Origin of the sequence: Vibrio sp. Y29_XK_CS5 (assembly GCF_024181835.1) — a bacterium.
In the GTDB taxonomy this organism is placed as follows: Bacteria; Pseudomonadota; Gammaproteobacteria; order Enterobacterales; family Vibrionaceae; genus Vibrio; species Vibrio harveyi.
Genome location: NZ_JAMZAM010000005.1, coordinates 188,032 through 203,535, shown reverse-complemented (window position 1 = coordinate 203,535; position 15,504 = coordinate 188,032). Strand labels below are relative to the sequence as shown.

The following is a 15,504-nucleotide window of genomic DNA, read 5'->3' as shown; positions in this document are numbered from 1 at the left end:
GATGATGATTTTCTAGTCACATAAAAAGATAAACTGCCTGATTATAGGGAGTTCACCCGTTCGTTACTAGTTGGAATTAGGGTTTCGTTATAAGTTTCTGTCAGCTCAGAGGATTAACCTCCGAGCAAACGTTTAAATGAACAATATTCAACCAGTGCTAATATTAAACTCAGTTCACCATAGTAAAACTGATTGCATCAGGTTTGGCTTTGCCTTGCCAATACATTGTACAACAAACACGATCAGCAAGTTGTTTATAGTAACCAGCGTGTTCACTATTCGGACGTCTCGCCACGGTCGGAATACCAGCATCAATGTCTTCTCGCATAGAGATATGAAGCGGAATTTGCACAAGCAGCGCCAAGCCAAATTCTTGTGACATTTTCTCTGCACCACCAGTACCGAAAATATGCTCAACAGCCCCACACTGACTACAAATGTGGTAACTCATGTTCTCAACGACGCCGACAACAGGCACGTTGACTTTATGGAACATCGCCGCACCTTTACGTGCGTCCGCCAATGCGAGATCTTGCGGTGTTGTAACAAGCACCGTACCTGTTACTGGAATTTGCTGAGACAGCGTTAGTTGGATATCCCCCGTACCCGGTGGCATATCAATCACCAAGTAATCAAGCTCTGGCCAATCTGTTTCTGTCAGTAGCTGTGATAAGGCCTTAGAGGCCATGGGACCACGCCAAATGGCTGCTTCCGATTTATCGACTAAGTAGCCAATAGAATGAGTATAGATTCCGTGGGCAAAAATAGGCTCCATCCACTTAGCATCACGAACTTCAGGCTTAGCGTCTTCTTGACCAAGCATCATAGGAACCGATGGACCATAGATATCGGCATCTAACAAACCTACTTTTGCTCCGGATTGCGCAATTGCGAGGGCAAGGTTTACTGCTGTGGTTGATTTCCCAACCCCACCTTTCGCGGAACTTACCGCAATAATGTTTTTAACGCCCTTTACCGCATTGGTGACTTGAGTCTCAAGTGCTTTAACGTTGAGCTCAATCTGGAAATCAAATGCAGGAACGTCACCTGATGCTTGTTGCTCTTGTATCCAATCGGATAACGAAACTTGAAGTTCGTTACTCGCGAACGGTAAAGTGATTTGAATGCCACCTTGTGCGGGAATCACGACAATACCGTGAATGTCCGCCCAGTTTTCCACCAACTGTGGATGTTGGAACTGGTTGAGCCAATGACAAAAATCTTGTTTTGAAGTGAACTGATGCATGAGACCTCCTTTATGCATCTAATCGTAGCACCCAGCGGCGAGATTCAGAACCCCAAAAAAACTAAGGCAATCCATGGTTTGATGCCTTGGCGTTGGGAAGCTCATGGGGTAGTATTACTCTCTATTTTTTATACCTATCAAAAAGCGATTATTAAGTATGGCAAACGATCCAAGAAAACTGCTGGTAACTTGTGCCCTTCCGTACGCTAATGGTTCGATTCACCTAGGTCACATGCTTGAGCACATTCAAGCTGATATCTGGGTTCGCTACCAACGCCTACGTGGCAACACTGTAAACTTCATCTGTGCTGACGATGCTCACGGCACGCCAATCATGCTAAAAGCACAACAGATGGGAATTACACCAGAAGAGATGATCGCTGCAGTAAGCGAAGAGCATCAGAAAGACTTCGCTGGCTTTGATATTAGCTTTGATAACTACCACAGCACACACTCAGACGAGAACCGCGAGCTAGCGTCTCACATCTACCTTGAGCTGAAGAAAAACGGCTTTATCTCTAGCCGCACTATCTCTCAGTTGTTCGACCCTGAGAAAGAAATGTTCCTACCGGATCGTTTCGTAAAAGGTACTTGTCCTAAGTGTAAGTCAGAAGACCAATACGGTGACAACTGTGATAACTGTGGTGAGACGTACAGCCCAACTGAACTGATTAACCCGAAATCAGCAGTATCTGGCGCAACGCCAGTCATGAAAGACTCTGAGCACTTCTTCTTCGACCTACCTCAGTTCGAAAGCATGCTAAAAGAGTGGACTCGTTCAGGTTCTTTACAATCTGAAACTGCTAACAAGATGCAAGAGTGGTTCGAGTCTGGTTTGCAACAGTGGGACATCTCACGTGATGCGCCTTACTTTGGCTTCGAAATCCCAGGCGAGAAGAACAAATTCTTCTACGTATGGCTAGATGCGCCAGTTGGCTACATGGCTTCTTTCAAGAACCTATGTGACAAGACTGAAGGTCTAGACTTCGACGAATACTGGAAGAAAGACAGCTCAACTGAGCTTTACCACTTCATCGGTAAAGACATTGTTTACTTCCACTCACTATTCTGGCCAGCAATGCTAGAAGGCAGCGGTTTCCGTAAACCAAACAATGTATTCGTACACGGCTACGTAACAGTAAACGGTGCGAAGATGTCTAAGTCTAAAGGTACGTTCGTTAAAGCAAGCACTTACCTAAACCACCTAGACCCAGAGTGTCTGCGTTACTACTACGCTGCAAAACTAAACAGCCGTATCGACGACCTAGACCTTAACCTTGAAGACTTCACTCAACGTGTTAACGCTGACGTAGTAAACAAAATCGTTAACCTAGCTTCTCGTAACGCTGGCTTCATCTCTAAACGTTTTGAAGGCAAGTTGGCTGAAAACTTTGCAGAACCTGAGCTATACAACGAATTCGTTGCAGCAGCAGACCGCATTGCAGAGCTTTACGAAACTCGTGAGTTTGGTCGTGCGATCCGTGAAATCACAGCACTAGCAGACAAAGCAAACCAATACGTTGACGAAAAAGCACCTTGGGTTGTTGCAAAAGAAGAAGGTAAAGATCAGGAACTGCAAGAAATCTGTTCTGTAGGCATTAACCTGTTCCGCGTGCTGATGACTTACCTAAAACCAGTGATGCCTGCACTAGCAGCGCGTACTGAAGCATTCCTAAACGAAGAGCTAACTTGGGAAGGCATCGCTGCACCACTGACTGGTCACGAGATCACTAAGTTCAAAGCGTTGTTTAACCGTATCGATCCTAAGAACATCGAAGCGATGATCGAAGCATCGAAGGAAGACGCTGCGGCAGAAATGGCAGCAAAAGAAAAAGCGGAAGCAGAAAAGAACAAAGCTAGCCAAACTGAGCTAGATAAAGATCCAATCGCTGAAGAGATTGAGTTCGATGCTTTTGCAGCGGTTGATATGCGTATTGCTCGCATCATCTCGTGTGAAGAAGTGCCAAAAGCAAACAAACTGCTTAAGTTCCAACTAGACATCGGCGGTGAAACTCGTCAGGTATTCTCTGGCATCAAGTCAGCTTACAAACCTGAAGAGCTAGAAGGCAAGCTAACCGTAATGGTAGCGAACCTAAAACCTCGTAAGATGAAGTTTGGTATGTCAGAAGGCATGATCCTAGCAGCGGGTCCTGGTGGCAGCGACCTATGGATCCTTGAGCCACATGAAGGTGCTCAACCAGGCATGCGTGTAATGTAATTCGTCACTTTACGATCAAACGTAAAAATCCCCGCCCAATTTGGCGGGGATTTTTTTTGACAAAATTCACACTTTTGGTGAAATTACGCACCAAAATCGTACAGTTCTTTATTCATAAAAAAGCTAAGCTACTGTTTTAAAACAACTTAACTATTGGCATCAAAGATGCTCTTACTTAGTTGCTAGGTCAACAGCACTAACAAGGAGTTGGTTATGTTTGTTTTGATTTCTACTTTGATCTCGATTGCCATTCTGGCAGGGATCTATCATTTGGCAGCGAAGCGAGAAAAACAACATGCTCGCAAATATCAATTACTCACCTTATTACGCGATGTGGTTCACCTACTACGCCGTCACCGAGCGGTGACCCACTACTCTATCCAATACCAACAACATCATGAAAAAGAGATAGAGCAAATTCATCAGGAGTTAGGTTATAAACTGCATCAGCTCGTGGAAACTTCTCGCTTTGAGAACAAACCCATGTATCGCGTGCTGCAAATCAAAATCGATAAGTTGATGGAACAATGGCAGGACAACACAGTAGCACGGAATCAGATGGAGCATGGCAAACTGATCCGCCATAGTTTGTTCTTAATGGATGAGGTTACCATCGCATGGCTCGCTATTGCCCAGAGAGACGAGTTACATGACGAGTACCATATGAATTGGCAAACCGTGATTGATAGCTTAGAAACGCTGACACAGCTCCGTATCAGCATTCAAGACATGCAAGACAGAGGAGGACCTGAAAGGATGAGAAATTACGCATCGGTAATGATTAGAAGGCTCAATCAATTGGCAGTAATTAGCCCCTTGAGCGTTGCCTCTCCGATGTCCGCTAGGTCGATTCAATCTCTAAATGAATATATAGAAGGTGAAATACTGTCACTGAGCGAAGAGGAGTTGTACGACATTACTTCTGATTTGTCCCTTACTGTGTTCAATACCTATGACCAGATGCTCTCAGACATCATAGAGACCCTTTACCTACCATTACCCAAACTGTCCTTAGCTTAACGATTCGATGATGGTTTGACTGCTCTCGGTGAGTTACTACTAATAATAAAAAACCGCAGGTACATGCCTGCGGTTTTGTATTTGAATCTTTTGCCAAGAGCGCTGATTAACTGTCGTCTTCCGTGAAGTTGGTCGGCAGTTCTTGCTTCATCTCATTCCAGATCTGAGCACTTTCCATACCATAGTGACGAATCACAACAGGAAGCTGATCACGTTGACCGGTTTCACACGTTTCTAGAAGTTGGCGGTAGAAGCGCAGCGCTAGATCTCGTGATGCTGGATTTGAGAAGTAGTAGCTGCCCACACGATCGTACAGTTTTCTCAAACCGTTAAAGATCAAACCGTAAATTTGGTTGCCAGAATGGAACGCTAAGCGTTGGAACAACATGTAATCATAGAAGTTGAACGTCTTAGCAATCAGGATTTCCTGACGTTTCGCCTCATCCTTCTCCGTGTCTTCTTTCACGCTTTGCAGAATCTTATCGGCATAAGGAGATGCCGCGATAAAATCGTCCCATGAAGGTGCTTTTACTAGAGCTTCACATGACTCGATAACGTTTTGAATAGTACGCTCAGACGCTTCTTTGTTTGCTTTGAATGCATAACGCATGAAGATAGGACTGATGTTAGTACGTGCAGCAAGCAGGTCTTCGACGATGTTTGTCGCGTTATCAACATCTAGAGTCATCAGCGTGTCCAAGATATGCAGACCAGATGTCTCCATAAATTGGTTCACTTTGGTTGGCTTACCGTGCTGAATAGTCAACCAGCCATCACGAGCAAGACGTTGAAGTACTTCACGTAGAGTCGTACGGGTAACACCAATTAGTTCAGATAGCTCACGTTCAGCGGGTAAAATTGAGCCAGGAGGAAAACGGCCGTTCCAAATGCTCTCGATAATGTATTTTTCTGCGAAACCCGCAGGGCTTTTAGCCTTAATGACCATTCTGTTTTTATCCAATCTTGATTTCTAAGGGTCGATACGACTCATCATACCACTACTTAACGATTTGCGAAAATTAACGATCAATAAATGAAACGAAATCTCAATATAGAGTTAATACTCTACATATATTTTCAATTTAAAACGTTAACCACTTGGAACCAAACGCGCAAAATTTATATTTTGAATAAAATGTACAGACCACAAACTCAGGAAAAATAAAGCCTACCTCGTCACACTTTTCTGCTCAAAATATGCAAAATAAATTTGTGTTTTACGATTAATATTCTTTCTTAATTTATCTTTTCTAGTAATTGACTTGGTTTTAAATTCCAAGGTGATTTTTTTTAATCTTTTCGTGGTATAGTAACGCCGTTTTGATCGCGTTATTACAAATAAAAAGCAGTTTTAGTCGGCAGCATCACGTTTTGTTATTGACTAATAAATGCCGGGGTGTAGAGTTGCGGTCGAAAGTGAGCGGTGCTTAAGTTCAGGGGAAGTAACTTGGCAAGACTACAGTAAAACAATGGATTGTTGTTTTTCTAAGTTATTGTTTTAAAAGACTAAATAATAAGTCTAACAAACAGATACTTAAGCACTATTGTAGTGTCTATTCATAATTTTGTTATAAAGAGAATTATCATGCCGATGTCGCTCGGAAATGCCTTTATCAAGAATTTCCTTGGTAAAGCGCCTGATTGGTACAAAGTTGCCATTATAGCCTTCCTAATTATTAACCCGATTGTCTTCTTCCTAATTGACCCATTTGTTGCAGGTTGGTTGTTAGTTGCGGAATTTATTTTCACACTAGCAATGGCGCTTAAGTGTTACCCACTTCAGCCAGGTGGTTTACTTGCAATTGAAGCGGTCGCTATCGGGATGACTAGCCCTGCCCAGGTGAAGCATGAGCTAGTTGCGAATATCGAAGTACTTCTACTATTGGTATTCATGGTTGCCGGTATCTACTTTATGAAGCAGCTTCTGCTGTTCATCTTTACAAAGATCCTGCTTGGTATTCGTTCGAAAACGCTACTCTCCCTCGCGTTCTGTTTCGCCGCAGCATTTTTGTCAGCATTCCTAGATGCACTGACTGTAATCGCGGTGGTTATCAGCGTAGCGGTAGGTTTCTACTCGATTTACCACAAAGTCGCTTCTGGTAACCCAATTGGTGATCATGACCATACTCAAGATGACACGATTACTGAGCTAACACGTGACGACCTTGAGAACTACCGTGCTTTCTTGCGTTCACTATTGATGCACGCAGGTGTGGGTACCGCGCTTGGTGGTGTAACAACCATGGTTGGTGAACCTCAAAACTTGATTATTGCTGACCAAGCAGGTTGGTTCTTTGGTGAGTTCTTGATCCGCATGGCTCCAGTAACGCTGCCTGTATTCTTCTGCGGTCTGATTACTTGTGCCGTTGTTGAGAAGCTTAAAGTGTTTGGTTACGGTGCGCAGCTGCCTGATAACGTTCGTCAGATCCTTGTAGATTTCGACCGTGAAGAGCGCAAGACTCGTACTAACCAAGACGTTGCAAAACTATGGGTTCAAAGCCTAATCGCGGTTTGGCTGATTGTTGCGCTAGCGCTTCACTTGGCAGCCGTTGGTTTGATTGGTCTTTCAGTGATTATTCTAGCAACATCGTTCACTGGTGTTATCGAGGAACACTCAATGGGTAAAGCGTTTGAAGAGGCACTGCCTTTCACCGCGTTACTTGCTGTTTTCTTCTCGGTTGTTGCGGTAATTATTGACCAAGAACTATTTAAACCTGTGATTGACTCTGTACTCGCAGTAGAAGATAAAGGCACACAGCTCGCTTTATTCTACGTAGCAAATGGTCTGTTATCGATGGTATCGGATAACGTGTTTGTTGGTACGGTTTACATCAATGAAGTGAAAGCGGCATTGATGGAAGGTTTGATCACTCGTGAGCAGTTTGACCTACTAGCAGTAGCAATCAACACAGGTACTAACCTACCGTCAGTTGCAACACCAAACGGTCAAGCCGCATTCCTATTCCTACTAACATCAGCACTGGCACCATTGATTCGTCTATCATACGGTCGCATGGTGATCATGGCGCTTCCTTACACGGTTGTATTAGCGCTTGTTGGTCTGATGGGTATCATGTTCTTCCTAGAACCAGCGACAGCATTCTTCTACGATGCAGGCTGGATTGTACCTAGTAGTGGTGATCTAGCTCCAGTTGTGTCAGGTGGACACTAAAAATTTGAGTTGATTAGGAAACTTATCCAAGTTAAAAAGCTCTGAGTAATCAGAGCTTTTTTATATTTCAAACAGGATCGTAATCGTGAGTATTTTTGCATCACTAAACCAGTTTTCGAAGGGACGCTTATCTTGGCTCCTCCTTCTTTTAGCTATCATCTTTTTTGAAGCTTGCGCCCTCTTCTTCCAACACGTAATGATGCTGGCACCTTGTGTCATGTGTATTTATGAACGTGTCGCTATGATGGGGATTGGCGTGGCTGCCATGATTGGTCTTGTTGCACCCAATAACCCATTAGTACGTTGGATTGCGCTCGCCGCATGGGGAGCAAGTGCTTACAAAGGCTTGATGTTAGCGATGCAACATGTGGACTATCAGTTCAACCCATCGCCATTTGCAACGTGCGATTTGTTTGTCACATTCCCTAGCTGGGCACCATTAAACCAATGGGTTCCGTGGATGTTTGAAGCATACGGCGATTGTGCGAAGATCGTTTGGCAGTTCCTTGGTCTTTCCATGCCTCAGTGGCTTGTGGTGATCTTTGCAGGTAACTTAGTCGCCCTTGCCTTGATTGTGATTGCCCAGTTCTTTGGCGGAAAGCGTAAAAACCCTATTCAGTAACGCTCCAACTGATTGCACTAAAAGCAGATTAAACCAATCAAAAAAGCCGACCTCATGGTCGGCTTTTTATCTTTAGTTCAACTACTTACCACAGCACTGCTTGAACTTCTTACCACTATCACATGGGCAAGGGTCATTACGACCGACATCCTTAAACGGATTCAAGCTCTTGGATTTTTTACCTACCATTAGCTCATCAGCACCAAGCGCCACTTCGTTAATCATCAAATCAAGCTGATCAATAAAATCCATTAGTGCTGGCGGTGTTTCAATACCCGCATCACGCATTTGCTGTTGCGTTTGCTCTTCATCAATCGCTAGCATCATTGTCGTAAGCAAAGCTTGCAACATACGCTCTAAGCCATCGTTGAGCACGACATCATGCCATTGCTCTTCAATCATGGACCATACAGACATAAAACCTTCAGCAAAGTCAGCTAACTGATCTGAATCATCGTTGGTCAACGCGAGAATCGAGTACTCATTTCTCAGGATGTAATTGTGTTGTTTGTGAATTTGCTCTTCGATGACAGGCTGAAGAGCTTTAAAGCCCTCACCAAGCAGTGGCTCTAGCCACGTTTCTGGCGCTAATGGTTTTGTGGTTAGGTTAGCAGCGAGCACTGCCCCTTCCAAAAACAATGAAGACTCATCGAACTGAACTTCACCTTTCTCAATTAATGTGTATTGCATGACATCTGGTTTCTCATAAATTTGGCGGCATTATACCCCAGAGCTTATACCCAAGTAACCTCGAGATGCTTGGGTATATAGGTTGCTCGTTGATGTCACTCGATGCTGATGAGTCTTTTAATGACAAACTTCACTCACATCGCTACAATCGCCCTCTTTTTTCCCACCAAAGTGTATTAGGTAAACTATGCGAGTTGTATTAGGTCCAATGGAAGGCGTTTTGGACCATTTGATGCGCCAAATCCTGACCGAAATTAACGACTATGATCTGTGTGTGACAGAATTTGTTCGAGTGATCGATCAGCTTTTACCTGATCACGTATTCCACCGTTTGTGTCCAGAACTTCTTCAAGGGTCACAAACCGCGTCTGGCGTACCTGTTCACGTTCAATTACTTGGACAAGAGCCTAATTGGATGGCAGAAAACGCAATCAAGGCGGCAGAACTTGGTGCTCGTGGCATTGATCTTAATTTCGGATGCCCTGCTCGATTGGTGAATAAAAGTAAAGGTGGAGCGGCTTTATTGCAGCATCCGGAGTTGATCCATAACGTCGTAAAAGCGTGCCGTGAAGCAGTACCTACGGATATTCCTGTTACCGCAAAAATCCGTTTAGGTTGGGAAAACCCTGAAGACTGCTTTGAAATCGTTGACGCGATTCAATCTGCCGGCGCGAATGAGTTAACGGTTCATGCTCGTACAAAGCAAGGTGGTTATAAAGCTTCTGAAATCAAATGGGAATACATCACAAAGATCCGCGAGCGTTTTGATATCCCGTTAATCGCAAATGGCGAGATTTGGAATTACGAAGATGGTCAACGCTGCATCGAAACGACTGGCGTTGATTCTCTGATGGTTTGCCGTGGTGCCTTTAATATCCCAAACCTTGGTAACATGGTGAAATACGATCATAAGCCAATGGCTTGGTCAGAAGTTGTCGAACTGCTGATTTACTACTCTCAATTTGAGATGAAGGGCGACAAAGGTCTGTATTACCCTAACCGCGTAAAACAATGGTTCTCCTATCTACGTCAAGCTTACCCAGAAGCCAACGAGCTATTTAGAGAAATCCGCACGTTTAACAAGGCAGCGCCTATTGTTGAACATATTCAGCGCTACCGAGATGAGTTGCAATCTCGCGTCGCTTAGCGCGGAATAAACCCATTAGTACATAAAAAAGGGCGATGATATCGCCCTTTTGTACTTCTCTATTCTTAATAGCAAATCTTGTTCTTGCCCGTGCTCTTCGCCTCGTAGAGCTTTTCATCGGCAAGTTTGAATAGCTCATCAAAGCTTTCCAGTTGAGGAGAAGACTGAAACTCAACCCCTCCCGACACTGTGAACCCACCAGACACTACTTTTCGTGAGTTTTTAGCAATTGCGCTTCGCACACGCTCTAAGATGCGAAGCATACTGTCAAAGTCTTCATCATAAATCGCTAAGACAAACTCTTCGCCACCAAAACGGGATGCGACGTCCGAGTGGCGGATGTTCTCGCGTATGCACTTTGCAACCAGACGGATAGCATCGTCGCCGACATCATGACCATGTGTATCATTGATTGCTTTGAAGTCATCGATATCAAACACTGCGAGCGCAACATGTTTTTTGGTCATTTTATTGCGCCAAACCGCTTGTATGCCACGGCGGTTTAGCAGCCCCGTCATTGGGTCTTTTGCCGCCAGTTCTTGGAAATAACGGCGCTCTGTACGGGTATTCACTAAGAACAAGGCCACTGTACTCAGTACGTAGATGAAAAACGCTACAGCCACGCTGTACTTTTCAAAGACTAATAAATTCTTAAATTCATCCCACCAATTGTATTCATAGAATATGCGATGATTTGAGCTCAAACGCTCATGTTCTATTGGCTGTAAACGGATTACATGCTTAGGTATGTCCATCATTCCAGAGATGATATGTAACTTACCTATTAGGTTTTCATTCGTTTCAAGTAAGTTATCCACATCAAAATCTATGGATAAAACGCCTTGGTGTTTACCCTTTTCGTAGATAGGTACAGTCAGGCTCACTACTTGCCCATCGTGCCGATCTAACATCGGTGCGGGACCAGACATGGTTACTTTGACGGTTTCCTGCGCTGTTTTCTGCCAGAAAGGTCTCGCCTTTAAAGTCTCCCAAAGTGCTTTGGAAAAGTACTGAGCGTAAGTATCTGGAGAAGAAATAACATACCCACGCTGATCAATATAGTGAATACCAATCACATGTGATTCAATATCATGTAGAAATGACAAAGACGGAGCAAAGCCTGCTTTTTGTTCTGCCAACTTAAACAGTTTAGTTCCTGGTTCGCACAGTTCTTTTTGTCCAACAATCATGTAGTCAAGCTCAACGGCAGGCAGACCTCCGGAGTGCTTGTTTTCTAAAAGCAGCACATCAATCGGCCAAACAAAACACAGATCATTTTTGATCATATGATTGTGCTCTTGAAACAGAGGGTGAGCTGGGTTGGAGTAGTTAACAAAGCTGTAATCCAGCGCCGTTAATACTTTGATAGCACGATTAATAGCACGATCAACTTGCGCGTACTCTAATGTAATGTAGCGATTCATCGCGTCGTAGTAGTTCTTTGCAGTCACCACCATGACGGCAAGGAATAATAGTAGGGGGAAGAAGATGACAAACTTGAGGCTAAATCGCCTTTTAGTACCCATTGAACACCATTGATTATAATAATATCAGCCCTTCGAAAGCTTAGGCTATCGAAGGGCTATTTATAGTTTTTCACTTATGTATTCATAAATTTTAATAAAGAAGGCGCTCGAAGTCACTCCATCTGCCATACTTTGCAGTTCATTGCTGGGATATTGACAGAAAAATGACGTTCAACAGGCATTAGTTCACCTTTGTCTAATAATTGATGCAGGTGTTTAGCATTTAAGCCAAGTTGCCACAATGGTAGGTTAACATCTTGGTCACTGCTGCTAAGGTTAAATGCCACAACTATTGCTTCATCTTGCCATTGACGCACATATGCCATGGCTTGTTCACCACAATGAAGCCATTGTAAGCTACCACATTGTAGTGCCTTGTATTTCTTACGGATTTCTATCCATTTCTTATACAACGGTAACCATTTAGAAGTCGTTATTTGGTCCCAAGGGAAACAACGTCGATTGTCTGGGTCGAGCCCTCCCTCTAGTCCAACTTCACTGCCATAATAAAGACAAGGTGTTCCAACGTAAGTCATCAATAATGCAAGCGCCATTTGCATTTTTTCTTCATTTCCATTTAATAGCGTCAGAAAACGGGCGGTATCATGACTGTCTAATTGATTAAGCTGCGGCAGCTGATTTGCAAACGGTACTTTGGCACGAGCTTCATCTACCCATTCTTTGAAATCCAACGCATTGATATCAATCGGATCATACATAATGTCTTGTTTGGCAAATAACGCACGTACAGGGTGGGCAAAGCCATAATAGTTCATCGCTCCATCTTCTTGTCCACCTTGTAGCCACTGCGTTGCCTCAAAGAAGTGTTCACCTAACACATATGCATTCGGATTGGTGGACTTAGCAGCTTGACGGAAAGCTTCCACATAGTGGGCATTATTCTTCGCACCATCGCCCTCGCCTAGCATATGGATAACGTCGAAGCGCCAACCATCTACACAATACGGAGGTTTGAGCCAATGTTTGATCACAGCTTCTTCACTTTGGTAGATGTAATCACGTACCTGTTCATTTTCGAAATTGAGAACAGGGAGGTTACCAATCCCTTTCCAGCCAATATAGTTGTTGGTTTGACCTTCGAAGAAGTAATAATCACGGAAATCTGAATTGGGATTTCCATAAGCGCCCTGACCTTCTTGCTTGATATCAAACCAAGGATGATGAACAGACGTGTGGTTAAACACAGCATCCAAAACAATCTTCATTTGTTTGCCACGAATTTGTTCACACAACTGCGCAAACTGCTCATTCGTGCCAAACATAGGGTCAATCTGGAAGTAATCCGTTGTGTCATATTTATGATTACTTGGCGCTGTAAAAACTGGGTTAAAGTAAAGTGCTGTGACACCCAGACCGGATAGATAATCCAGCTTTTGTTCAATGCCTTTTAGATCCCCACCAAAGAACTCGCGAGCCCCCGTATTTTGGTGCGTTCCAACGGCATCTCCCCACGCCTTCACCATGGCACTTGAATCGTGATGTGCATAAGCATTTTTTATAGCGGTATGCTCCTGACTAGCAGCAAAACGATCTGGGAAGATCTGATAGAAGACTTGCTCTTGAACCCAGCTTGGCGGCTGAGATTGTACGTTTAACTTAAAGTGAAACTCTTTGGGCGGAACGCGCTTATGCACACCTCTCGCGTCTAACCAGAACTGGCTCGCCCCCTTAACAAGTTTAAACACGTAATGTGTCACGTCTCGATCTTTGTTTGGAGCAAACTGACCTTTCCACAACTGCAACTCACCAGCTTTACCATGAGGCTGCATCTCAATGAGATATTCTTCATTATCAGGCTCGCACCTTACGTGGATGCGATCGAATTGGGTGTCATCCGTTTTGAGAACGACGGTCAGCCGTTCACCATCGAATTCAAGACCATCTTTCGTTTGGCTATGGAAGATAAATGGAAGGGACATGGCAAGTGCTCTTTGTGTTGGAATATTCCACTATTTTAATAAAGAGCTTCTGCCTAAAAATCCTCCTTTTAAAAATACCGTATGGGTCATTTTCTTAAGGAGGATCACGTTTGGTAGGCGTAGTCGATGAGCAGTCAATGCTAGTTTAGTAGGCGTAGTCGATGAGCAGTCAATGCTAGTTTAGTAGGAGACTATCGTCAGCCAGCTCTTCTCCGCGCACTTTAGAGAACATTTCAAGCAAGTCGGGAACTTGCATATTTTTACGTTGCTCCCCTGCCACATCTAGCACTATTTCACCTTGGTGAAGCATGACGGTTCTGTCACCACACGCTAACGCGTCTTTCATGGAATGCGTCACCATCATAACAGTAAGATCGAACTCAGTAACAATGCGTTTAGTTAAATCAATAACAAACGCTGCCATACGAGGGTCCAACGCGGCGGTATGCTCATCAAGCAACAACAGCTTACTGTCTGAAAGTGTTGCCATTACAAGGCTGACAGCCTGTCGCTGTCCTCCTGAGAGTAGACCAATGCTGTCACCTAAGCGATCTTCTAACCCCAAGCCAAGAATGCTGATACGTTCCTGAAACAGCTTACGGCGTTTAGTAGAAAGAGCCATTCCCCAACCACGACGTTTACCTCGCATGTAAGCAAGCGCCATATTTTCTTCGATGGAAAGCTCGCCACATGTACCAGCCAATGGGTCTTGGAACACCCTCGCACATTGAGTAGCACGTTGAGCAACGGTTTTCCGTGTCACGTCTTTCCCATCAATGATCACCTTTCCGCCAATCATTGGCGTTTCCCCCGTCACGGCTCCGAGTAGAGTTGATTTCCCCGCACCGTTAGAGCCAATCACCGTAAGAAATTGATGCTCAGGAACCTCTAGGGACACGCTCTTTAAGGCTCGATTTTCTAAAATCGTACCAGGGTTAAACGTCACCTGAATGTCATTAAGTTCAATCATAGCGCCTCCCCTGAGCCGTTTTTGGATGCCGCTTGTTTGGCATTACTCACTCGCTGCTTTGCTTTCATCCTCTGTTTAAGTTTCGGTGCAATTAGAGCGACCGCCACCAGCACCGCTGTCACCAGATTTAAATCCGATGCTTGCAAACCAAACATGCCGGAACTCAGCGCAAAAGCAACCGCCAGACGGTACAGCACCGAACCAATAATTACCGCGCAAACAGCAACCCAGATTTTGCGTCCTGGAATCAAAGTCTGACCAAGGATCACCGCCGCTAAACCAACCACAATCGTCCCTACACCAGACGTGACATCGGCAAAGCTATTTGTTTGAGCAAACAGAGCCCCAGCAAAACCCACAAACCCGTTGGATAATGCCAAACCAAAATACGTGTAGAATCCCGTACTGGCTCCTTGTGCCGCGACCATTCGAGCGTTTACGCCTGTTGCTCTTAACCCTAAACCAAAATCACTATTTAGAAGGCGCACAACAAATAACGCAGAGAGTAAAACCAATACGCCCACGACCAATGGTCGGATGTACATTGCATCTCCCATGGCTTCAAAAGGCGTCAGAATCGTATCTTCGCCTAGTAGCGCCATATTCGGTTTTCCCATGATGCGGATGTTGATGGAAAATGCCGCAATCATGGTCAGGATTGAGGCAAGAAGATGAAGGATGCCGCAACGAACGGCAAGAAAAGCGGTGACCCACCCGGTCATGCCACCAGCGATTATCGCCAGTCCCGTTGCTAACCAAGGGTTGATGCCCGCAACGATGGCTGTTGCTGCAACAGCCGCCCCCATAGGGAAACTACCGTCAACGCTTAGGTCCGGAAAGTCAAGGACACGAAACGTAAGGTAAACGCCCAAAGCGACCAAGCCGTAGATAAGCCCTATCTCGAGCGCACCAAAAAAAGCAAATGCAGACATAACTGCTCCTTTCTGCATAAA

At 44.5% G+C, this 15,504-nt stretch carries 12 protein-coding genes; 5 read left to right on the top strand and 7 right to left on the bottom strand.

Translation table 11 applies throughout. The features are described 5' to 3' along the window. Positions 1–169: 169 nt before the first annotated feature. Positions 170–1,246, bottom strand: a complete 1,077-nt coding sequence (gene apbC / locus NL647_RS19605; RefSeq protein ID WP_253650580.1) for an iron-sulfur cluster carrier protein ApbC — start codon at positions 1,244–1,246, stop codon at positions 170–172. Positions 1,247–1,403: 157 nt separating this feature from the next. Here apbC and metG point away from each other — a divergent pair, with 157 nt between their 5' ends. Together metG and NL647_RS19595 are read left to right on the top strand one after the other, a co-directional pair. After that, on the top strand, positions 1,404–3,464 hold the full coding sequence (metG, locus tag NL647_RS19600) for a methionine--tRNA ligase (RefSeq protein WP_017817847.1): 2,061 nt from the start codon (positions 1,404–1,406) through the stop codon (positions 3,462–3,464). A gap of 213 nt (positions 3,465–3,677) precedes the next feature. After that, the gene (locus tag NL647_RS19595; RefSeq protein WP_017189375.1) at positions 3,678–4,484 is read left to right on the top strand and encodes a hypothetical protein; all 807 of its coding nucleotides are present in this window, start codon (positions 3,678–3,680) and stop codon (positions 4,482–4,484) included. 106 nt (positions 4,485–4,590) lie between these two features. Here NL647_RS19595 and fadR read toward each other — a convergent pair whose 3' ends face one another. Next, entirely contained in the window at positions 4,591–5,430 is an 840-nt protein-coding gene (gene fadR / locus NL647_RS19590) for a fatty acid metabolism transcriptional regulator FadR (protein WP_005444763.1), read from the bottom strand. A 639-nt stretch (positions 5,431–6,069) separates the two neighbouring features. On the opposite strand from fadR, the gene nhaB reads away from it, so the two are divergent. Further along, a complete protein-coding gene (gene nhaB, locus NL647_RS19585; RefSeq protein ID WP_009698498.1) occupies positions 6,070–7,656 on the top strand; it encodes a Na(+)/H(+) antiporter NhaB in 1,587 nt (528 codons plus the stop codon). A gap of 85 nt (positions 7,657–7,741) precedes the next feature. Continuing rightward, positions 7,742–8,278: a disulfide bond formation protein DsbB gene (gene dsbB / locus NL647_RS19580; RefSeq protein WP_110414861.1), complete on the top strand. Its 537-nt coding sequence runs from the start codon at positions 7,742–7,744 to the stop codon at positions 8,276–8,278. An 81-nt stretch (positions 8,279–8,359) separates the two neighbouring features. Here the strand turns inward: dsbB and NL647_RS19575 are convergent, their stop codons facing one another. Next, positions 8,360–8,968, bottom strand: a complete 609-nt coding sequence (locus NL647_RS19575; RefSeq protein ID WP_005444758.1) for an SEC-C metal-binding domain-containing protein — start codon at positions 8,966–8,968, stop codon at positions 8,360–8,362. A gap of 187 nt (positions 8,969–9,155) precedes the next feature. On the opposite strand from NL647_RS19575, the gene dusC reads away from it, so the two are divergent. Then, positions 9,156–10,115, top strand: a complete 960-nt coding sequence (dusC, locus tag NL647_RS19570; RefSeq protein ID WP_045489607.1) for a tRNA dihydrouridine(16) synthase DusC — start codon at positions 9,156–9,158, stop codon at positions 10,113–10,115. A 65-nt stretch (positions 10,116–10,180) separates the two neighbouring features. On the opposite strand, the gene NL647_RS19565 is transcribed toward dusC, so the two are convergent. From NL647_RS19565 to NL647_RS19550, 4 genes are all read right to left on the bottom strand, one after another. Then, a complete protein-coding gene (locus NL647_RS19565; RefSeq protein WP_017189371.1) occupies positions 10,181–11,641 on the bottom strand; it encodes a sensor domain-containing diguanylate cyclase in 1,461 nt (486 codons plus the stop codon). Between the two features lie 113 nt (positions 11,642–11,754). After that, a complete protein-coding gene (malZ, locus tag NL647_RS19560) occupies positions 11,755–13,581 on the bottom strand; it encodes a maltodextrin glucosidase (protein ID WP_253650579.1) in 1,827 nt (608 codons plus the stop codon). A gap of 175 nt (positions 13,582–13,756) precedes the next feature. Next, positions 13,757–14,551: an ABC transporter ATP-binding protein gene (locus NL647_RS19555; protein ID WP_005444750.1), complete on the bottom strand. Its 795-nt coding sequence runs from the start codon at positions 14,549–14,551 to the stop codon at positions 13,757–13,759. Further along, on the bottom strand, positions 14,548–15,483 hold the full coding sequence (locus NL647_RS19550; RefSeq protein WP_005444749.1) for an ABC transporter permease: 936 nt from the start codon (positions 15,481–15,483) through the stop codon (positions 14,548–14,550). Before NL647_RS19550 ends, NL647_RS19555 begins: the two co-directional genes overlap by 4 nt. Between the last annotated feature and the right edge of the window lie 21 nt (positions 15,484–15,504).